Annotated in this window: 23 protein-coding genes and 1 pseudogene; 7 read left to right on the plus strand and 17 right to left on the minus strand. The window is 41.7% G+C overall.

The window, feature by feature from the left end; all coding sequences use genetic code 11:
• The first annotated feature begins 93 nt into the window (after positions 1-93).
• Complete coding sequence (locus SKA34_RS22105; protein WP_232284297.1) at positions 94-903, plus strand: aspartyl/asparaginyl beta-hydroxylase domain-containing protein; 810 nt, start codon at positions 94-96, stop codon at positions 901-903.
• 939 nt (positions 904-1842) lie between these two features.
• Here SKA34_RS22105 and SKA34_RS22110 read toward each other — a convergent pair.
• Complete coding sequence (locus SKA34_RS22110) at positions 1843-2085, minus strand: hypothetical protein (RefSeq protein WP_006647720.1); 243 nt, start codon at positions 2083-2085, stop codon at positions 1843-1845.
• Between the two features lie 396 nt (positions 2086-2481).
• Here SKA34_RS22110 and zur point away from each other — a divergent pair, with 396 nt between their 5' ends.
• From zur to SKA34_RS22125, 3 genes are all read left to right on the plus strand, one after another.
• Complete coding sequence (gene zur, locus SKA34_RS22115; protein ID WP_006647721.1) at positions 2482-2937, plus strand: zinc uptake transcriptional repressor Zur; 456 nt, start codon at positions 2482-2484, stop codon at positions 2935-2937.
• Between the two features lie 24 nt (positions 2938-2961).
• Positions 2962-3423, plus strand: coding sequence for a chemotaxis protein CheX (locus SKA34_RS22120; RefSeq protein WP_005372777.1), 462 nt, complete (start codon positions 2962-2964; stop codon positions 3421-3423).
• 224 nt (positions 3424-3647) lie between these two features.
• Positions 3648-3854, plus strand: a complete 207-nt coding sequence (locus SKA34_RS22125; protein ID WP_005372779.1) for a cold-shock protein — start codon at positions 3648-3650, stop codon at positions 3852-3854.
• Positions 3855-3940: 86 nt separating this feature from the next.
• On the opposite strand, the gene pgi is transcribed toward SKA34_RS22125, so the two are convergent.
• A complete protein-coding gene (gene pgi, locus SKA34_RS22130) occupies positions 3941-5593 on the minus strand; it encodes a glucose-6-phosphate isomerase (RefSeq protein ID WP_006647722.1) in 1653 nt (550 codons plus the stop codon).
• A 255-nt stretch (positions 5594-5848) separates the two neighbouring features.
• On the opposite strand from pgi, the gene SKA34_RS22135 reads away from it, so the two are divergent.
• On the plus strand, positions 5849-6268 hold the full coding sequence (locus SKA34_RS22135; protein WP_006647723.1) for a secondary thiamine-phosphate synthase enzyme YjbQ: 420 nt from the start codon (positions 5849-5851) through the stop codon (positions 6266-6268).
• 58 nt (positions 6269-6326) lie between these two features.
• Here the strand turns inward: SKA34_RS22135 and SKA34_RS23945 are convergent.
• From SKA34_RS23945 to SKA34_RS22145, 3 genes and pseudogenes are all read right to left on the minus strand, one after another.
• Positions 6327-6512: pseudogene (locus SKA34_RS23945) on the minus strand (hypothetical protein); the annotation flags it as partial.
• A gap of 22 nt (positions 6513-6534) precedes the next feature.
• Positions 6535-7614, minus strand: a complete 1080-nt coding sequence (gene alr, locus SKA34_RS22140) for an alanine racemase (RefSeq protein ID WP_006647725.1) — start codon at positions 7612-7614, stop codon at positions 6535-6537.
• A gap of 27 nt (positions 7615-7641) precedes the next feature.
• The gene (locus tag SKA34_RS22145) at positions 7642-9039 is read right to left on the minus strand and encodes a replicative DNA helicase (RefSeq protein WP_006647726.1); all 1398 of its coding nucleotides are present in this window, start codon (positions 9037-9039) and stop codon (positions 7642-7644) included.
• Between the two features lie 243 nt (positions 9040-9282).
• Between SKA34_RS22145 and SKA34_RS22150 the strand changes: the two genes are divergently transcribed.
• Positions 9283-10041, plus strand: a complete 759-nt coding sequence (locus SKA34_RS22150; RefSeq protein WP_006647727.1) for a YdiY family protein — start codon at positions 9283-9285, stop codon at positions 10039-10041.
• A gap of 94 nt (positions 10042-10135) precedes the next feature.
• Here SKA34_RS22150 and rplI read toward each other — a convergent pair whose 3' ends face one another.
• From rplI to nsrR, 7 genes are all read right to left on the minus strand, one after another.
• Complete coding sequence (rplI, locus tag SKA34_RS22155; protein ID WP_006647728.1) at positions 10136-10588, minus strand: 50S ribosomal protein L9; 453 nt, start codon at positions 10586-10588, stop codon at positions 10136-10138.
• Positions 10589-10626: 38 nt separating this feature from the next.
• The gene (gene rpsR / locus SKA34_RS22160; RefSeq protein WP_002539422.1) at positions 10627-10854 is read right to left on the minus strand and encodes a 30S ribosomal protein S18; all 228 of its coding nucleotides are present in this window, start codon (positions 10852-10854) and stop codon (positions 10627-10629) included.
• 15 nt (positions 10855-10869) lie between these two features.
• Positions 10870-11172 carry a primosomal replication protein N gene (priB, locus tag SKA34_RS22165; RefSeq protein ID WP_006647729.1) on the minus strand — a complete coding sequence of 101 codons (303 nt, stop codon included), beginning with the start codon at positions 11170-11172 and terminating at the stop codon, positions 10870-10872.
• A gap of 9 nt (positions 11173-11181) precedes the next feature.
• Entirely contained in the window at positions 11182-11571 is a 390-nt protein-coding gene (rpsF, locus tag SKA34_RS22170) for a 30S ribosomal protein S6 (protein WP_006647730.1), read from the minus strand.
• A gap of 290 nt (positions 11572-11861) precedes the next feature.
• Complete coding sequence (rlmB, locus tag SKA34_RS22175) at positions 11862-12596, minus strand: 23S rRNA (guanosine(2251)-2'-O)-methyltransferase RlmB (protein ID WP_006647731.1); 735 nt, start codon at positions 12594-12596, stop codon at positions 11862-11864.
• A 3-nt stretch (positions 12597-12599) separates the two neighbouring features.
• Entirely contained in the window at positions 12600-15158 is a 2559-nt protein-coding gene (rnr, locus tag SKA34_RS22180) for a ribonuclease R (RefSeq protein WP_006647732.1), read from the minus strand.
• 139 nt (positions 15159-15297) lie between these two features.
• Positions 15298-15732 (minus strand): nitric oxide-sensing transcriptional repressor NsrR, encoded by a 435-nt coding sequence (gene nsrR / locus SKA34_RS22185; RefSeq protein ID WP_006647733.1) that lies wholly within the window; start codon positions 15730-15732, stop codon positions 15298-15300.
• Positions 15733-15835: 103 nt separating this feature from the next.
• Between nsrR and hmpA the strand changes: the two genes are divergently transcribed.
• A complete protein-coding gene (gene hmpA / locus SKA34_RS22190) occupies positions 15836-17038 on the plus strand; it encodes an NO-inducible flavohemoprotein (protein WP_006647734.1) in 1203 nt (400 codons plus the stop codon).
• Positions 17039-17115: 77 nt separating this feature from the next.
• On the opposite strand, the gene SKA34_RS22195 is transcribed toward hmpA, so the two are convergent.
• From SKA34_RS22195 to hflK, 5 genes are all read right to left on the minus strand, one after another.
• Positions 17116-17742, minus strand: coding sequence for a tetratricopeptide repeat protein (locus SKA34_RS22195; RefSeq protein ID WP_039861140.1), 627 nt, complete (start codon positions 17740-17742; stop codon positions 17116-17118).
• 194 nt (positions 17743-17936) lie between these two features.
• Positions 17937-19253, minus strand: a complete 1317-nt coding sequence (locus SKA34_RS22200; RefSeq protein ID WP_006647736.1) for an adenylosuccinate synthase — start codon at positions 19251-19253, stop codon at positions 17937-17939.
• Positions 19254-19375: 122 nt separating this feature from the next.
• Positions 19376-19570 (minus strand): DUF2065 domain-containing protein, encoded by a 195-nt coding sequence (locus tag SKA34_RS22205; RefSeq protein WP_006647737.1) that lies wholly within the window; start codon positions 19568-19570, stop codon positions 19376-19378.
• 73 nt (positions 19571-19643) lie between these two features.
• Complete coding sequence (hflC, locus tag SKA34_RS22210; RefSeq protein WP_006647738.1) at positions 19644-20645, minus strand: protease modulator HflC; 1002 nt, start codon at positions 20643-20645, stop codon at positions 19644-19646.
• Positions 20646-20647: 2 nt separating this feature from the next.
• Entirely contained in the window at positions 20648-21814 is a 1167-nt protein-coding gene (gene hflK / locus SKA34_RS22215; protein ID WP_006647739.1) for an FtsH protease activity modulator HflK, read from the minus strand.
• Positions 21815-21867: the final 53 nt, after the last annotated feature.

Raw genomic sequence — 21867 nt, forward strand, 5'->3', positions numbered from 1 at the left:
CTAATTTTTGCTTTTTTCGTTATATCACTCTACGTTGGTTCGATTGTTTTTATTCGTATCCGAAATAAAGATCGTTTGGGTTTTAAACGTCAGATGTCTGACTTTTCGACCTTTATGGTACCAATGAATATTCCTATCTACTTGCTATCCAAAATTCCATTAACTCCTTTTGTCGAAAGGAAACATTTTCCTGAACTTGATATTTTGCAAGACCATTGGGAAGAGATCAAAGATGAAGCATTAGCTCTGTATGAAAGCGGGCATATAGCAATTAAAAATGATCTACCGGCCAGTAGTTTTTACAAAGATAATCGATGGACCAGTTTCTATTTGAAAGTATACGATTGTGATATTCCATCCGCTCGAGAGCTCGCACCAAAAACGATGGAGCTTATTGAGCAAGTTCCAGGTATGAACCTCGCGTTATTTGCTTGTTTGAATCCAGGTAAGCGTATAGGTAAACACCACGACCCATTTGCTTTGAGTCTGCGTTATTCTCTTGGATTAAGTACACCTAACTCGGAAGATTGCGCCATTTCAGTTGATGGGCAGTGGCACACTTGGAGCGACGGTGAGTCGATTATTTTCGACGAAACTTATGCTCATCATACACATAACGATAGCGATAAACCGCGAATCATACTGATGTCTGATATTGATCGTCCTTTAAGAAGTAAGTTGATCCAAAAAATGTATTACTACTTTGCTAAAACGTTTAACAGCTTGTTTTTTGTCGATAATATAGATTCAACCAAGACAGGGCTTGGTAACAAAATAACCCCTATTCATAAAAGTTACCGCACAAACATGAAAAAGTTTAAAAATTGGAACAAACCACTTTACGTAACGTTTAAGTTTTGTGCTTTGGGGGGAGTTTTATTTATTTTCTATAATGCTTTCTAGACAACAAAAGTGTGGTTATCAGTTGTTGATAAATAATTTTCGATTGCGGAAATGCCATATGATTTTAGCGAAAAAATCCATGTTTATTTGATGTTCGATTTAACGTAACGACACTTAGTACGTACAAATAGTTTTACTGTTAAATGACCGCCTATCGTGGCGGTCTTTTTATACCTAGACGTTACTACGTATTAGATGCCATATATTAAACAGTCTCCCACGGGAGACTGTTTAACCACGGTTATAGAATAAATTTACAGATGAGATCTTTTGTATCAAAACACAATAAGAATTTAGAGTGCCAAATAAAGCTCGACCGATACAATATGAGCAAAGACCCCATGAATCTTCTTTAGCATTTCAGGTATGTAAGTGACTTGGCCACATAGGACTTTTTTATCCACAGGTTCGGTGGTTAAGTTCATTTTCTTCTGTTTTTTCAATTACAAAAAATAAGCATCAAAGAGCATATTTTTGAGTTAACTATTAACCAAATAGCAAAAGGGCGTTGAAGTTACCTTCAACGCCCTTTTTTTAATTCTTTAAACGCTTATTTGATTTGCGCTTTGTACATAGAAGCGAAAACTGGAGTGTATAAGCTAACAACTTTGTTAATGATACGTGACATTGTGAATTCCTTAATAAAGCAAGTTTTATATAATGTACAACCTTGCCTAAACACAGTATTTATAAGGCGTGGGTCGCGTTTCGATGTGGGGCATTATAGGAGTTTAATCAGTTTTTAAAAGTGAGAAATAATATTATTTTTAATTAGTTTTTCTAATGCAAAATTTACATAAAAAGCCCAGTAATAACCATTCATTAAAACCGAATAAATCCTCATTAATTGTTCTTGTTTATGGTTGGTTGAGTAACATCGGCAAGGAACAGAATAATGTCGCAGACTTCAGCAACATCTCTGTTGCCGATATCTGCGGCTTATTTATCAGCGGCAGACAGTAACTTTCCAGCAATTGTGAGTTGTGATGCTGATTGTGTAAATACCACATCTGAGTCTGAACACTCTGCGGTACCTTGTTTTTGGTAATGCGCGGCATTTATGTTGCTAGCGGCTGCTTTTTGAAACTGAACATTACCTGTGAATGCACCATCTTTTGCTGAAGCGTTGTAAGACATAGCGATGATAGCGGCTACGATAGTTGCTTTAATAACTGTTTTCATGAGTAATAAAACCTTGTGTCTTTATGTTTGTGAACGCCTTATGCGTTTCGATGGGTGCATTATCAATAATTACCTTTTAAACAACAATGCATCTAAAAAACAAAAGATTATTACCAAATAGTAACTATAAGCAGGTGGATTTAATCAACCTTCTATCTTTCTACTTAACTCCACTATTCCTTGAAGCGTATAAACGATGATTAACACTTAAAAGGAATGTTTCGAGTCACCGCAAGCATCAATGAAAAAAATCAGTACTAACTTATTCTTATTGCTCTTATTACGTGATCCTCTACACGAAACACTACAGCTTATTGCGGCTTAATTGCTAAGTTACGATATGTTTCAAATAGGCTGTGATAAAATAAAACGGTTATTGTAGTTTTTTGAGGTTTTATGGCGGATCAAGCCCAATTATTAACAAAGGCGCAACGACTCTGTGAAGAGCGAGGCGTTCGACTTACGCCACAGCGCTTAAAAGTGTTGGCGTTGATTATTGAGCACCATAGCTCAATCAGCGCTTATGAGTTATTAGATCAACTCAAAATTTCAGAACCGCAAGCAAAGCCGCCAACGATTTACCGAGCTTTAGATTTTCTCTTAGCACAAGGTTTTGTTCACAAAGTGGAGTCCACAAATAGCTATATTGCCTGCTGTGTACTAGGGCATGCCGATCACTGTTCGCAGTTATTGATCTGTGATGAGTGTGGCTGTGTTGAAGAATGTCATGATGATGAGTTAGCCAAACTGCTTCGTCAAAAATCAGAAAAACTTGGTTTTAAGATTAATCATCATGTTGTTGAAAGCCATGGTATTTGTGAAAAATGTCAGGGTAATAAACCTATTATTTAACCTACAACGAAAAGTCTTACAATTATGCGCGCAGAATTTATAAACCCTTTTCTTGCATCTCTGATTAATGTGCTCAACACCATGGCATCTATGCCAATGACACCACAAAAGCCAAGACTAAAGAAAGATGAAATTGCGCGTGGTGATGTATCTGGCTTGATCGGTATGATAGGCCCAAAAACTAAAGGGTCAATGTCAATCACGTTTGAGCAAGATCTGGCTCTTGAAATAATGCAACGCATGCTAGGTGAACGTCCAGCAGGCATTAATGAAGATGTTACTGATATGGTTGGTGAAATTACTAATATGGTAACAGGTGGTGCAAAACGTGCGTTGGCTGAAAATGGGTATGACTTTGATATGGCAACACCTGCGGTTGTTTCTGGTAAAGGCCATACCATTACCCATAAATGTGATAATGCGATCATATTAATGCCATTTGATTCAGACTATGGCAAAGCCTATATCGAAATTTGTTTCGATTGATATCGTCTTTTCCAATGAAATTATAGCGTCAATTACACGATAAATTCTTTGCCTTACTTGACGCTATCTACTTATTTATTAAGTCTTTTGTTAATAATCCCATTCTTAAATAAAAGACTACTCTCCGCTCTTTTTTCGATCTAGACTAGTTTACGTCATACGCATCATGTTACTTATAACTGCGAGATGACTGTATATTATTTGTCTAAAAGGGAAAGACGTACATGAGTAAACTGACTGGAACCGTAAAATGGTTCAACGATGACAAAGGCTTTGGTTTCATTTCTGGAACGGATGGCAAAGATGTGTTTGTACACTTCAGTGCTATTCAAGCTCAAGGGCGCCGCACCTTACGTGAAGGCCAAAGTGTTGAGTTTATCGTGACAGATGGTCAGAAAGGCCCACAAGCTAGCGAAGTCATTGCACTGTAATAAGCATCAATGAAAAGATAAAAAAACGCCGCTATTTAGCGGCGTTTTTATTATACAAACATATGACTTAGTACATTAACCTAAGATTATGCTCGCCATTGTTTAAATGCATTAATCAAACCATTAGTCGAGCTATCGTGGCTTGATACTTCTTCTTTATTATTTAGCTCTGGCAGAATTTGGTTAGCCAATTGTTTACCAAGCTCTACGCCCCACTGATCGAAGCTAAAGATATTCCAAATAACACCTTGAGTGAAAATCTTGTGCTCATAAAGCGCAATCAATGCACCGAGTGTATAAGGCGTAATTTCTTTCACTAAGATTGAGTTCGTTGGGCGGTTTCCTTCGAATACTTTAAATTCTGCTAGTTCGTTCACTTCTTCTTGTGATTTACCCGCAGCAAAGAATTCTGCTTCAACTTTCTCACGGCTCTTACCAAATGCTAGTGCTTCAGTTTGCGCGAAGAAGTTCGCCATCAATTTTGGATGGTGATCGCCTAATGGGTTATGGCTAATCGCAGGAGCAATGAAATCACATGGAATTAATTTCGTGCCTTGGTGGATCAACTGGTAGAAAGCATGTTGACCATTGGTACCAGGTTCACCCCAAATAATTGGACCTGTTTGGTAATCCACTGGGTTACCGCCACGATCAACATATTTACCGTTTGATTCCATGTTACCTTGCTGGAAGTACGCTGCAAAACGGTGCATGTACTGATCATAAGGAAGAATCGCTTCTGTTTCAGCACCGTGGAAGTTATTGTACCAGATACCGATAAGTGCAAGGATAACCGGTAGCTTTTGCTCTAAGGGCGCTTCTGCAAAGTGTTTATCCATTGCATGACCGCCATCAAGTAGTGCAACAAAGTTATCAAAACCTACTGATAAGCTAATTGATAACCCGATTGCAGACCATAATGAATAACGACCGCCAACCCAGTCCCAAAACTCGAACATGTTGTCAGTATCAATACCAAACTCAGCAACCGCTTCACCGTTTGTTGAAAGCGCAGCAAAGTGTTTCGCTACATGTGCTTTATCTTCTGCTTTTGCTAAGAACCAGTCACGTGCAGATAGCGCGTTAGTCATGGTTTCTTGAGTCGTGAAGGTTTTTGATGCGATCAAGAACAATGTTGTTTCAGGGTTAAGATCTTTTAGCGTTTCAGCAATGTGCGTGCCATCAACGTTAGAAACAAAGTGCATGTTTAGGCGCGTTTTATAAGCACCTAGCGCTTCTGACACCATGTAAGGACCAAGATCTGAGCCACCGATACCGATGTTCACAATATCGGTAATTTCTTTACCTGTGTAACCTTTCCATTCACCGCTGATGATGCGATCAGAGAAAGACTTCATCTTTTCAAGTACGGCATTCACAGCAGGCATCACATCTTCGCCATCAACCATAATTGGTGTGTTACTACGATTACGTAGCGCTACGTGAAGTACTGCACGATCTTCTGTACGATTAATTTTTTCGCCACTGAACATATCTGCAATAGCAACATCTAGCTCTGTCTCTTTTGCAAGAGCAAATAGCTTAGTTAGCGTTTCTTCAGTGATAAGGTTTTTAGAGTAATCAAGTAGGATATCTGAGCCAAATTGCGCAGAAAACTTAGAGAAGCGAGCGCTATCGTTAGCAAATAAGTCGCTTAATTGGAAATCTTGAGCTTGTTCAAAGTGTGCGGTTAGATCTTGCCACGCTTGAGTTTGCGTTGGGTTGATGTTCTTCAACATAAAAATATCCTAATTTTGTTATGTTTATCTTTCGCACCAATACATTGTCTGCGAAAGATCCCCGATTTTTCTCATTAGCCTATGATGGCAGGCTTATTTATAATTTTGATCACTTGTGATGATGCCGCGAAAAGAAAAAGATTGTCATTGCGGTAAATCACGAAAACTTGGAATGCATCATACCTGTATTTCGCATCAATGTAATAATGCGAATAACTAATCAAACTAAAAGGTTAAACCTATAGGTAAATAGCCATGTGGTATCAAAAAACAATTAATCTTACTCCTCAAAAGCGCGGTTTTCACCTTATCACTGAGGAAATAGTGCAACATTTACATGAGATCCGACCTTTAACCGTTGGATTAGTCCATTGTTTCCTCCAACACACCTCGGCAAGCTTAACCATTAATGAGAATGCCGATCCTACGGTGCGCCATGATATGGAGAAACACTTTAATCATTTTGTACCAGAACGTGCGCCTTATTATCGACATACCTATGAAGGCGATGATGATATGCCTGCACATATTAAAAGTTCATTGCTAGGAAATAGTATCGCGATCCCTATTTCACAAGGACGTTTAGCATTAGGTATATGGCAAGGTATTTATTTAGGTGAGCACCGTGATCATGGCGGCTCCCGCAAAGTCGTGATCACTATTCAAGGCGAATAGCACATTGAGTATACAAAAAAGCACTTATCCCAAACAATGCTGGCTAAGTGCTTTATATTTAATACGAGAACGGCTGATTGACCATCACTCTAGAGGTGCTTTCTTCACTGCCCCACGTTATTTCTGTTCGGACAACAACACCTTCGACTTGAAAACGTATCGTGCCACCTGCGCTCCACTTCATCTCTGAATGCAACTCAGGAAGGTTGTAACTTTCAGCGACACGACCAACACCAGCAAAAGCTTATCGTCCAATGTTTAATTCATCACGTATATGCCATCGCAACCCGTGGTGTTAATTTAGTCACCAATTCATACGCAATCGTGCCTATGTGCTCTGCTACAACTTCAGCAGGTAATCCTTCACCCCATAATGTGGCAGTATCGCCGACTTTGTCTTGAGCATCAGGCCCTAAATCAACCGTTAGCATGTCCATCGAGACGCGCCCAGCCATAGGTACAATACGACCATTTACAAGCACTGGAGTGCCGTTAGGTGCGGTACGTGGATAACCATCGCCATAACCAATCGCAATCACACCGACTTTGGTATCTCGCTCACTGGTCCAAATACCGCCGTAACCGACTTGCTCACCTTGTTTGACATCACGTACAGCAATCAGGCTAGAGGTTAATGTCATCACTGGCTTTAAATCATAAGAAGCAGCAAAACGTACAGACTCATTAAATGGTGAGACACCATACATAATGATCCCTGGGCGAATCCACTCTAACTGGCTATCAGGCCACGCTAAAATACCAGCTGAGGCGGCTAATGAACGTTCACCTTGATAATCTTGAGTCAAATCTAAAAAGGTATCTAGCTGCTTTAAGGTAATATCAGAGCTTAAATCATCAGCATTACCAAAGTGGCTAATAAAACGTAGTGGCTTTGCGACATTTTCACACGCATTTAAACGCACCATAAAATCCGTCAGATCTTCTGGACGTACGCCTAGGCGGTGCATACCAGTATCAATTTTTACCCATACCTGCACTGGGTTATCAAGCTCAGTTTGTTCTAACGCTTCCAATTGCTCAATCGAGTGAACCACAGTATGAATATTATTGGTCACTAATACTGGAAGATCGCTCGGTGCATAAAACCCTTCCAATAGTAAAATAGGTTTTACTATTCCGCCGGCACGTAAAATTAATGCTTCCTCAATACGGGCAACACCATAAGCGTCAACATTCGAAAGCGTTTGAGCAACACGAAGTAAGCCATGCCCATAAGCATTAGCTTTAACGACCGCCAAAACTTTACTATTTGGTGCGTGTTGACGGATCAACCCCAAATTGTGGGCTAATGCTTCAGTATCTATATGTGCGGTTGCAGCTTTCATCCAAAATCCTAAATAATATTCTTACGCTTACTCTTCATCGTAGGCAGGACCTGCATAATTATCAAAGCGAGAGAACTGGCCTTGGAAGGTTAAACGGACGGTACCGATAGGGCCATTACGTTGCTTACCTAAGATGATTTCAGCGATCCCTTTCAGGGCACTATCTTCGTGATAAACCTCATCACGATAAATAAACATAATTAAATCGGCATCCTGCTCGATTGCACCTGATTCACGCAAATCTGAGTTAACAGGCCGTTTATCAGCGCGTTGCTCCAACGATCGATTAAGCTGCGACAAGGCAACAACAGGTACGTTTAATTCTTTTGCCAGCGCTTTTAACGAGCGGGAAATCTCAGCGATCTCTAATGTACGGTTATCTTGCAGACCAGGCACTCGCATTAATTGCAAGTAGTCGATCATGATCATACTGATACCGCCGTTATCGCGGGCAATACGACGGGCACGTGAACGGACTTCAGTTGGTGTTAAGCCTGAACTATCATCAATGAACATATTCTTCTTTTCCATAAGAATACCCATTGTTGATGAAATACGAGCCCAGTCTTCATCATCGAGCTGACCGGTACGAATTTTAGTTTGGTCAACACGCGAAAGTGACGCCAACATACGCATCATGATCTGTTCGGCTGGCATCTCTAACGAGAAAATAAGTACGGGTTTTTCCTGCTCCATTGCTGCGTTTTCACATAAGTTCATCGCAAAGGTGGTTTTACCCATCGACGGACGTGCCGCAACAATAATTAAGTCTGAGCCTTGAAGGCCGGCTGTTTTCTTATTGAGATCGGTAAAACCTGTCGATACACCTGTCACACCATCTTGTGGCGATTGGTATAAAATCTCGATACGTTCTAAAGTCTTTTCTAAGATCGTATCAACGTTTTGTGGACCTTCTTTATCGTTGGTACGTTGCTCTGCAATAGCAAAGACTTTACTTTCAGCCATATCCAGTAAATCTTCACTAGTACGGCCCTGTGGATCATAACCGGCATCGGCAATTTCATTTGCCACACCAATCATGTCACGAATAAGTGCACGCTCTCGGACAATATCAGCATAAGCTAAGATATTTGCCGCAGACGGCGTATTTTTTGCCAGTTCAGCTAAGTAAGCAAAGCCGCCAACATCATCAAGTGTGTTTGATTGCTCAAGGTTTTCAGACAGGGTGATCAAATCTAGCGGCTGACCCGCTTCTAATAGTGCCGCTGTCGCCTGAAAAATAATCCGGTGTGGACGACTATAGAAATCATTGGCAACGACCTTTTCAGCCACCATGTCCCACTTTTCGTTATCCAACATCAAACCACCAAGAACAGATTGCTCAGCCTCTAAAGAGTGAGGCGGCATCTTAATGGCGTCCATTTGATTATCTTTTGGTTTTTTCGGTTTACTATTATCTGCCATAGAAATTGCGTATTAGCCAAGAACAAGGCATAACAGTATACCCCATACAATCGGATCTGAGCAGTCATAAACTTACGACTCGCATCAAACCTGATAGTTATTTAATTATGCGCCTTTTTAAATTAACTAACAGTCAAGCGTAACGATTCCTAACCAAAAGCTGACAAATTTGAGTTAGAATGCGGGCGCATAATATTTATCATCAATAACACTCAATTTAAGATACCTGCCGTGGGAGGAACTTTGGCAAGATACCTACTGACATTATTGCTGCTTGCCAATACTGCAGCCTATGCTGCTGACGATCAAGATATCGAAGAAGATGTCTCACCTTCTCACTTTACCAGTGAAGTGGGGCTAGGGTTTACAGCACTTGCTGGTAATTCAGATTCACAAACGTTAAACGCTAATTATGATCTGCAATATATTAAAGGCCGTTATAAAACCGATGCAGATACTAGTCTGTTAATGGCGAAAAAGAATGGTGAAGAAGATAAACGTAAGATTTCAGCAAATTTAAAAACACAAATGCTAATCCGTGATGGCTATTACTTATATGGCAGCGGCAGCTATATTGATGACCGCTATGGTCCATATTATGTCGATTCATTAGCTTCTGCTGGTATCGGTTATCGTCTCTTTAGCTATGAAACGTTTCAAACCCTTGTCGATATTGGTCCTGGTTTTCGTCATCAAGATCCAAACCTTGATGAAATTGATGGTGATATTGTTAAACCAGAAGTAGTGAATGAAGCCGTTTTACAAAGCTCATTAACCATGACATGGAAACCGCTAAAAACACTCTCTTTTGAAAATAAAACTAATATTGTGACAGGTAATAGTAACACGACGATCCAAAATGACTTATCACTGACCAACTCGATCACCGATAACATCGCATTAAGTATTGGCTTTAACTATACCTATTACACGTGGGTACCTAACAATATGAAAAACTTTGATTCTAGTACTATTGTTAGCCTGATTTACAGTATGAAGTAAAGCTGGGGATTGACGCTAACGTTCTTCCTTCTCAAATTTCAGACATAAAAAAACCAGCCCGAAGGCTGGTTTTTTCTATTAAAGCTAAAAGCGATTACTCTGCAGCAACAACGTTTAGTTTAATAGTTGCGAATACATCTGAATTTAGCTGAACGCTAACTTCGAATTCGCCAGTAGTACGTAGTGCACCTTCAGGTAGACGAACTTCGCTCTTAACAAGTGCAACGCCAGCAGCAGTTACTGCATCAGCGATGTCACGAGTACCGATAGAACCGAATAGTTTACCTTCGTCACCAGCTTTAGAAGCAATTACTACTGCTTCTAATGCGTTTAGTGTTTCAGCACGAGCTTGAGCAGCAGCTTGTTGCTCAGCAACTTTAGCTTCTAGCTCTGCACGACGTGCTTCGAACATTTCAACGTTAGCTTTAGTTGCCATTACTGCCTTAGCTTGTGGGATAAGGAAGTTACGAGCGTAGCCAGCTTTAACGTTAACTTGGTCGCCAAGGCTACCTAGGTTAGCGATTTTATCAAGTAGAATAACTTGCATTATCTTGTCCTCTATAAAAGTCTAAAAACTACTACCGATTACTGATGCTTGTCAGTGTACGGTAGAAGTGCTAGGTAACGAGAACGCTTGATAGCGCGAGCTAGCTGACGCTGGTATTTAGCGCGAGTACCAGTGATACGGCTAGGTACGATTTTACCAGCTTCAGTGATGTAGTTTTTTAGAGTTGCTACGTCTTTGTAGTCAATCTCTTGTACGCCTTCTGCAGTGAAACGGCAGAATTTACGACGACGGAAGAAACGAGCCATGGGCTATCTCCTGATCTAAATTATGTCAATGTGATCGGCGTGCAATACTAATTTACCAATGCCGTTACGGCCGGTTTGATAAGAGATAAAACCTCCTACCTTAACATTGCTTCCGATAACTAAATCTTGAGTGAGTACTTGTTGACCTTTGCCACTGACTACCACGTTAATATAACAATATACTTGGCGTGGTAGGCCTGCTTCCTGTTGAACCGAACGATGCTCAAGCACAAAGTGACAATGAGGTATGCCCGCAGGAGACTGGCTTCGTTTGGGTTGTTTAGCTATAGTGCCAACTAACTCCAGACGATTGGTCATTTATACAAATTACTCAGCAGCTGCTTCGCCTTCAGATTGTGCAGTTTCTGCACGATCTTCACGCTTAGTGAAACGCTCTTCTTTAGCCTTCATCATTGGAGATGGCTCAGTAACAGCGTTCTTAGTACGCATGATCATGTTACGGATCACTGCGTCGTTGAAGCGGAAGCTTGACTCAAGCTCGTCAACTACAGACTGCTCAGCTTCAACGTTCATTAGAACGTAGTGTGCTTTGTGCAGTTTGTTGATTGGGTAAGCCATTTGACGACGACCCCAATCTTCTAGACGGTGAATCTGACCACCAGAATCTTTGATAGCAGCAGTGTAACGCTCGATCATGCCAGCAACTTGCTCGCTTTGATCAGGGTGCACCATGAATACGATTTCGTAATGACGCATAGGTTGCTCCTTACGGATTATTCAGCTTCCCTTGTCGGCTCGGTTATCCTGGGGAAGCAAGGAACTAAAAAAAGAACCGAGAATTTGGACGATGGATAGTACAGAGAATGATCAATTGAAGCAAGCAAATTCTGTGCTCTACGCCAAGGTTTTTCCTGCCCACAGGCAAGTTACCTTGACTGTTTGTCTATCCCAATAAAAACACCCTTATCCAGTTAAACTAAATAAGGGTGTGGAATTACTGACACAAGGTTAAATGTGCAACATTCTTTACTTTTTTAAGTAACATATTAGCTACGTTGACGTACCGCTTCAAACAAACAGATACCTGTTGCTACTGATACGTTTAAGCTTGATACCGAACCTGCCATTGGAATTTTGATCAAATCATCACAAGTTTCACGAGTTAAACGACGCATACCTTCGCCTTCTGCCCCCATCACAATCGCTAATGGACCAGTCAGCTTACTTTGGTAAATATCATGCGTTGCTTCACCAGCCGTACCCACAATCCATACGCCTTTATCTTGCAGTGCACGCATGGTACGCGCCAAATTAGTCACACGTACTAATGGCATAATTTCAGCCGCACCACATGCAACTTTACTTGCCGTTGCGTTCAGTTGTGCCGAGCGATCTTTCGGGACGATAACAGCAACTGCACCCGCAGCATCGGCATTACGTAGACATGCGCCTAAGTTATGTGGATCGGTGACACCATCTAAAATCAATAATAATGGACTTTCTTTACCCACTAATAAGTCATCAAGATCGTTCTCGTTGTATTGCTTACCCGGACGAACGCGCGCAACGATACCTTGGTGAGAAGCCCCCTTAACTTTGTCATCCAGTGCTTTACGCCCTGCTTCTTGGATCGTAATCCCTAGTGATTGCAGCTCAGTGACTAACGGCAGTAAACGATCATCTTCTCGTCCTTTTAGTACAAAGACTTCAATAAAACGAACAGGATCAGATGCTAGCACTGCTTTCACGGCATGGATGCCAAAAATCATATCATTACTCATGGTTTAACTCTTCTTTGCTGCGCGTTCGGCTTTTCCCGCACGTTGCTTTTTCTTTTTGCGCGATTTCGGTTTCTTTTTAGTCTCAGCTTTCGGTTTTTCATCCGTCGGCTTACGGCGTTTCTTTGGCTTCGGTTTGTTCTTCTCGTCCGCCAATGGAATAGCGCCTTCTTTTAGCTTTTTACGTACCGAAGAGCGTTCACGTTTTGATTCACTTCGCTCTTCTTGCTTTTCCACGCCATCTTCTGATTTGTACACCTTCAGGCTTTGACGACGTAGGCCATCGGCTTTACGTAAACGCTGTTTTTTCTCATGACTCTTAGCTGTTTTACCTGCGCCACGTTGCTTACGTTCAGAGCCAACAATATCAAAGTCAATCTGACGATCGTTTAAGTTAATCGATGCCACTTTCACTTTTACGGTATCGCCTAAGCGATATACCACACCAGAGCTATCACCCACCAAGCGTTGACCTACAGGATCAAACTGGTAGTAATCATTAGCTAGGTTTGAAATATGAACTAAGCCATCAATATTCAATTCATTTAAACGAACAAAGAAGCCAAAACCCGTCACATTGGCAATCACACCTTCGAACTCATCGCCTAAGTGATCTTGCATGTATTCACATTTCAGCCAATCAGAGACATCACGCGTTGCGTCATCAGCACGGCGTTCAGTCATTGAACATTGCTCGCCTAATGCATCAATTTCATCAAATGAGTAATGGAAACCACCCGTTGGTGTTGTATTGCCACTCTGACCTGCTTGCTTCGCGACTAAGTACTTAATCGCGCGGTGCAACGTTAAATCAGGGTAACGACGAATTGGCGAGGTAAAGTGCGCATATTCAGTTAATGCCAAGCCGAAGTGACCAATATTATCACCTTGGTATATCGCCTGCTTCATTGAGCGTAACAGCATGGTTTGGATTAACTCGCGATCTTTTCGAGTTTGAATCGCATTGGCCAGCTCTGCATAATCTTTCGGTGTTGGCTCTAAGCCACCGCCAAGATGTAAACTTAGCTCACCTAAGAAATCACGGAAGCCCTGGAGACGCTCTTCACCTGGGGTATCATGTACACGGTATAAAGCTGGCTCTTTTGCACTTTCAACAAAACGAGCAGAGGCAATGTTAGCTAAAATCATACATTCTTCGATGATCTTATGTGCTTCATTTCGCACAGCCGGCACTATACGGTCAATCTTACGATCTGCATTGAAAATGAACTGGGTTTCAACCGTTTCAAATTCAATCGCACCACGTTCTTCACGTGCAGCTTTCAGCACTTTGAACATGCTGTAAAGCTCTTCTAAATGTGGAACAAGTGGTTCATAACGCTGACGAAGTTCCTCATCGCCTTCAAGCATTTTACTTACTTTGGTGTAAGTCAAACGAGCGTGAGAATTCATTACCGCTTCGTAGTGCTTGTAACCTGTTAGCTCACCCGTATCAGAAATGGTCATTTCACACACCATACACAAGCGATCAACTTGCGGGTTCAGTGAACATAAACCATTCGAAAGTACTTCCGGCAACATTGGGATCACTTGTGCAGGGAAGTAAACTGAGTTACCACGCTTAACGGCTTCGTTGTCAAGTGCGGATTTATGACGGACGTAATAGCTCACATCAGCAATCGCAACCCATAAACGCCAGCCACCTGATGTTGTACGCTCACAGTGAACCGCATCATCAAAGTCGCGGGCATCTTCGCCATCAATGGTTACCAGCGGTAATTGACGTAAATCAACACGGCCTTTTTTCGCCTCTTCTGGCACTTCTTCTGTCAAATGTTGAATTTCTTTATCAACTTCTGACGGCCATACATGCGGAATATCATGGGTCCGTAACGCAATATCAATTTCCATACCCGGCGCCATATTTTCGCCCAGTACTTCTACAATACGGCCAACAGCATTGTGCTGACGCGTCGCTCGTTGGCTAATTTCGACAACAACAACATTCCCCATGCGTGCACCTTGGCGAACGTCTTGTGGGATAATGATATCTTGAGCAATGCGAGAATCGTCTGGCACCACATAGCCCATGCCATCTTCAAGGAAAAAGCGACCAACAATCTGGGCTGTGGTTTCTTTTAATACGCGTACCACACGCGCTTCTTTACGACCACGCTTATCTTCACCGCCCGCTTGCGCCAAAATATAATCACCGTGGATCACACCACGCATTTGGTGATGCGGTAATAACAAATCATTGTCTTTACCTAGCGAACCTTCAGGGCGTAAGAAACCAAAGCCGTCACGGTGACCCATAACGTAACCTTTGATCAAATCTAAACGCTCAGGCAATGCATAACATTGACGACGGGTGAAAATTAACTGGCCATCACGCTCCATCGCACGTAAACGACGGCGTAAGCCTTCATAGTGATCATCGCCTTCTAGCTTTAGCTCAGCAAATAACTGGTCACGACTAACCGGTGTACTAAAACCACGAATCACTTCAAGTAAGTGTTCACGGCTTGGGATCGGGTTTTCATAATTAGATGCTTCGCGATCGCGAAAAGGGTCGACCGGTAAATCGGTAGTACCTTTAGACATTATATTTTTCCTGTAGGCCAACCTATACCTGAGGTATATCTGGCTTTTAGGTGATCAGACGGGAGCAGCGCTATAAAGACTGCTGCTCCACTAAATTTTGGGAGGAATATGCTAATTAAACGTATAACCAAATGATGTTTTATAACTTGTTAGGGTTGCTTAATAAATTCAGCAACGGCGCATTATCTTCAACTAAGTTTAACAAGGTATATTTATCTAGCTCAGCCAAAAATGCTTCTCTTGCATCAGCAAGCACACCTTTTAATCGGCAAGCTGGTGTTATATGGCAAAAATCAACGCTACAATTAACAATCTGTAACGGTTCTATTGCGCGTACGACATCGCCAACAATAATAGATTCAGCTGACTTACCTAAACGAATCCCGCCATTTTTTCCGCGTACCGTTTCAATATAGCCTAATTGACCTAATTTATTGATTATTTTAACCATATGGTTACGTGACACATTGTATATTTCTGTCACTTTCGTAATACTTGTTAGCTCACCTTCTGGTAGCGACGCAAGATATATCAGAGCTCGTAAGCCGTAATCGGTAAAACTAGTTAACTGCACAATGGCTCCTCCTGTTGTTATTTTAATCTTCTTATTGACTAAAAGATACAGATCAGATACAACTTATAACATACATTATAAATACATGTTTCAGGAAGTGCTCATGCTTAGTCAAAAAACGATCGATATTGTTAAAACAACAGCTCCTGTAATTGCAGAAGCAGGCCCTATGGTTACCCAACATTTCTATCAGCGTATGTTTAACCACAACCCTGAGTTAAAAAATGTTTTTAACATGAGCCACCAAAAAAATGGTGCAAACAACGGACCTTCTAGCCAACAAGAAGCGTTATTTAATGCCATTTGTGCTTATGCCAATAATATCGAAAATCTTGCTGTGCTTTTACCAGCAGTAGAAAAGATTGCTCACAAACATACCAGTTTTATGATCACCGCAGAGCAATATAATATTGTTGGCTCTCACCTTATCGCAACCATTGATGAATTATTAGCGCCAGGACAAGACGTATTAGACGCTTGGACTGAAGCTTATGGATTACTGGCTAATATTTTCATTAATCGTGAAGAAGAAATCTATCAAGAAAATGCGAATAAAGTCGGTGGATGGCGCGGTACTCGTGAGTTCGTAGTAACCAACAAACAACAAGACAGTGAATTTATAACGAGTTTTACCTTTAAGCCTACTGATGACGGTAAGGTCGCAAGCTATAAACCAGGGCAATATCTGGGGATCTACCTTAATGCTGACGAATTAGAGAACCAAGAAATCCGTCAATATAGCTTATCTTCAGCACCACAAGATGATCAGTACCGTATTTCAGTAAAACGTGAATCTCACGGTAAAGTTTCAAACTACTTACATAACAATATCAATATTGGCGATAAAGTAATGCTTGCCGCCCCTGCCGGTGACTTCTTCTTGGATGTTGAAGCAAACACACCCGTCACATTACTTTCCGCTGGTGTGGGTTTAACGCCAACGCTTTCAATGCTTGAATCACTAACAGATCACCAAGCACCTGTTAACTGGCTACATGCTACAGAAAATGGCGCACATCATGCCTACAAAAAACAGGTAAAAGCACTCGCGCAGCAGCACAACCATATTCAAGATATCACTTGGTATAACGCACCACTTGATAGCGATCTTCCAGCCGAAGATTATGATTACCAAGGCCTAATGGACCTCAGCGCAATAAAATCACAGCTCAGTGATAACAATATGCACTTTTATTTCTGTGGTCCCGTTGCCTTCATGCAATATGTCGCTAAACAGCTATTAGCATTAGGCGTATCTGAAGATCGTATTCACTACGAATGTTTCGGCCCACACAAAGTTCTATAACTTAACGCGGCTTATATAACAAAGCACAGCGAAATGCTGTGCTTTGTTAATCTGTTTTCTGGGTTGTTTTGGACGAGTTACCATAAACTTGAACGTTGTTTTGCCCGAGCGATAATATTTTCAGGCATACGTAATTCTAATTTTCGGCGTAACGTACTCAGTTGGTTATATAACGATTTATTCACCGTCGTAGTTTGATACAGCCAGCGATAAGCATCTTCGTAATCGAGTGGACTACCATGATCTGACACTAATAGTTCAGCTAACTGAAGGCGCGCTTTAATATTTCCTAGCGCGGCTGCTTCTCGTAAATAAGGGATCGCACGCTCTTTATCTTGTTGTAATAACACCCCATGAGCGTAATAACGCCCTAATTGTTCAAGTGCTACTGGTAAGCCTTGCTGCGCAGCCGCTCGCATATAATACAAACCTTGCTCAACATCTTTATCAACACACACGCCCCAAGCCAACATATCACCATATAAGAACTGATAAGAAGGTGACTCTACTCGCTCAGCACGGGCTTTAATATCTTGCACAAGCTGACAATCATCGGTTTTTACTTTTTTTAGATGCTGATTCGTTTCAAAAAGTTGTATCAGTTCATCATCGCTATAAATGGGAACAGCATCTCCCACATTGTCCAATGCGTAAGCGGAAGATATAAATAACAGGCTCATCAATAATAAGATAGGAAGCTTCATCATCATTGGATCTCAGACTAGGGATAGTCTTTTTATCGACATTATATCTAAAGACTTTAGCTAACTTTCCCTGACTGAGTGATAATTTGCTTTCAGGTGTGTTTATAGCTCGAGTATATGGCTGGATTCACTTTATCAAAATATAAAAAAACCAGCCCGAAAGCTGGTTTTAAATCAATTCGCATCAGCGATAATTATTCACCATATGGGTGAACTTTGATGATTGTCTCGTTACGGTCAGGGCCTGTAGAGATAATATCAATTGGAACGCCAGTTAGCTCTTCGATACGTGCGATGTAATCTAATGCAGCTTGTGGAAGCGCGTCTAGTGACTTAGCACCAAATGTAGTTTCGCTCCAACCAGGCATTGTTTCATAAACAAGCTCTAGATCTTCGTACTCGTCAGCAGCCATTGGCGAAACTTCTAAGATTTCACCCGACTTAGTCTTGTACGCAGTACAGATTTTTAGCTCTTTTAAGCCATCTAGTACGTCTAATTTAGTTAGACAGAAGCCAGAGATAGAGTTGATTTGTACCGCACGACGCATAGCAACGGCATCGAACCAACCTGTACGACGAAGACGACCTGTTGTTGCACCAAACTCGTGGCCTACATCACCTAAGTGCTTACCTACTGGATCTTGCTTGTCTAGACCATCGTATAATTCTGTAGGGAAAGGACCTGCACCAACACGTGTGCAGTAAGCTTTCGCAATACCAAGAATGTAACCTAGGTGACGAGGACCAAAGCCAGAACCTGCAGCAACACCACCAGCAGTAGTGTTAGAAGACGTTACGTACGGATAAGTACCGTGATCGATATCTAGCAACGTACCTTGTGCGCCTTCGAACATGATCTTGTCGCCACGTAGACGAGCATCATCAAGCTCTTTAGTTACATCGATAACCATAGACGTTAGGATATCAGCTTGAGAAAGTACTTTTTCTAGCACTTCTTCGTAGCTTACAGGCTCAGCATTGTAGTAATGCTCAAGCTGGAAGTTATGGTAAGCCATCACTTCTTTAAGCTTTTCAGCAAATGCTTCTTTATTGAAAAGATCGCCAACGCGTAGACCGCGACGTGCAACTTTATCTTCGTAAGCAGGACCGATACCACGACCAGTCGTACCAATTGCTTTTTTACCACGAGCAGCTTCACGCGCTTGGTCAAGGGCAATGTGGTAAGGAAGAATTAACGGACAAGCTTCTGACAGGAATAAACGCTCACGAACAGGAATGCCACGTGCTTCTAGTGGACCCATTTCATTCATTAACGCATCAGGAGAAAGCACCACACCGTTACCGATGATGCATTTAACATTGTCACGTAGGATACCTGATGGGATCAGGTGAAGAACTGTTTTCTCACCGTCAATAACTAGGGTGTGACCTGCATTGTGACCGCCTTGGTAGCGAACCACATATTTTGCATCTTCGGTCAGTAGGTCAACGATTTTACCTTTACCTTCGTCACCCCATTGGGTGCCAAGAACGACTACATTATTTGCCATCTTTCTTCATCTATCAGTAGTTAAAAAAGGATTCTAGCACCTTAACATGCAGCTTGCAGTCATTTTTTAGTCGAGTAGATCATTTCTGCAAGCTAATTGTCACGATTGTGTGCTTATGTATTTTACATCTTCCTATACATCATATACGCAATAACCGCACCGGCAACAACCAAACAACCGCCAATACGACGCAAATTATTATCATTTTGTTGGCTTAACTGGCTAACCATCTCTCGCCATCCGCGAGGTGCAAGTAATGGCCCTAAACCTTCAACCACTAATACTAAGCCTAGTGCCATCCAAATTGCATGTGACATTTTTCTTTTCCCCATAAAAAAAGACAAGGCCTCGGCCTTGTCTTTACGATAACAGATGTCTGTTGTTATTGGTTTAGTTTGCTTTAAGTTCTGAATGATTCATGTACTTAAAGAATTCATTGTTAGGATCAACAACCAATATATCATTTTTAGAGTTGAAACTCTTCTCGTAAGCTTTAAGCGAACGCCAGAAGCTGTAGAACTCTGGGTTTTGACTATAAGCTTTTGAGTAAATCTCTGCCGCTTTTGCATCCGCGTCACCACGAATAACCTGTGCTTTACGTGTTGCTTCAGAAAGAACAGTGGCTACTTCAAGCTCAGAACGTGCACGTAACTCTTCAGCACGTTGACGACCTTGCGAACGGTAACTACGCGCTACTGATTCTCGCTCTGCACGCATTCGACGGTAGATAGACTCACTGATTTCATCTGGTAGGTTAATTTTCTTAATTCGGAAATCAACCACTTCAATACCTAAATCTTTCGCACTTTCACGCGTTTCTTCAAGTACATCAGCCATAATTTTATCACGCTGGCCTTCAACTTTCTTCACCGGTACCACACCTTCAATTACCGCTTGAGCTGCTTTTGCGGCTTTAGTCTCTGCAATATCAGACGCTGTAGTTGGTGTTGAAGTGCTGTCTTCTCCAGATACGATCTGCTTAATTTCTTTCGAACCGATTTCAGCACGTAGGCTATCGACTACTTTTCGCTTTAATAGCGCTTCAGCAGTTGATGTATTACCACCACCTGTTGCTAAGTAGTACTTACCAAAATCTTTGATCCGCCATTTCACATAGGTATCAATGATTACGTCTTTTTTCTCAGCCGTTAAGAAACGATCAGCCTGATCATCCATGGTTTGGATACGCGCATCTAAATCATGAACACGGTCAAACACTGGTACTTTAAAATGTAGGCCAGGTTCATAAATACGGGCAATTTCAGTATTGTTATCTTTTAAGATACGACCGAAACGCACCACAATACCACGCTCACCTTCTTTTACGACAAACACTGACATCAATAATAGAGCAATAAAAATCACTACTACTGGGATCATTAACTTACGCATAATTAATATCTCCCTTGACGGCCAGTATCAGCACGAGGAGCAGGTGCAACTGGAGTTGGAGTTTCTACTTTTTCTAATTCAATACCGCTTAAACGACCTGAATTATCGGTTTTCTTGTCAGCTTGATTTGACTGAGACATCAGCTTATCAAGTGGTAAGTACATCATATTATTACTGCCACCTGATTTAGTATCAATTAACACTTTGCTGGTGTTACTGTACACCTTCTCCATGGTATCTAGATACAAACGCTCACGTGTCACTTCTTTCGCCACTAAGTATTGTGGCAACAATTTATCAAACTGTGCTACATCACCCAATGCGCCATTAACAACACGCTCAGAGTAACCTTCTGCCTCATTCTTCAGACGCTCAGCTCGACCCGTTGCTTTTGGCAAAATGTCATTACTGTAAGCTTCTGCTTCACGAACGTAACGCTCTTCATCTTCTCGCGCTGCGATTGCATCATCAAATGCATCTTTCACCGCTTCAGGTGGACGAGCTGACTGGAAGTTCACATCAACAACACGGATACCCATGTCGTATTTTGCAATAATTTTATCAATTGCCGCTTGAGTATTCGCACGAATAGTCTGACGACCGGTCGTTAATGCCTGATCCATGGTTGAATCACCAATCACGGCACGAAGTGCAGAATCGGTTGCCTGACGCAAACTGTCATCAGCATTTGTTACGCTAAATAAATACTTCTCAGCGTTATCAACACGGTACTGAACATCCATTTCAACTTTCAGGACATTTTCATCTTTCGTTAACATCAAGCCAGATGAACGAAGAGAACGAATCGCTTGAATGTTGACAGGGATAACTTCATCAATAAACGTTGGTTTCCAGTTCAGACCAGGTTTTACAACTTGATCGAACTTACCAAAACGTAGCACAACACCTTGCTCTGCTTCGCCAATGGTGTAAAAACCAGAAAAACCCCAAACCGCCGCAGCTAATACGGCAACAGCCCCCAAGCCAACAGCGCTCCCGCTGCCACTCGGCCCTTTTTTATTTCCAAACACACCACCAACTTTACGACTTAGTTTTGAAAAAACCTCATCGAGATCTGGTGGTCCTTGTTCACGTCCACCGCGATTATTATTACCCCAAGGGTCTTTATCATCACGGCCGCCGTTGTTTCCAGGCTCATTCCACGCCATTATAGAACTCCATCAATATGATATGACGACAGTTTTTATCACTCTAGTAATCC

This window comes from Photobacterium sp. SKA34, from assembly GCF_000153325.1.
Taxonomy (GTDB): Bacteria; Pseudomonadota; Gammaproteobacteria; order Enterobacterales; family Vibrionaceae; genus Photobacterium.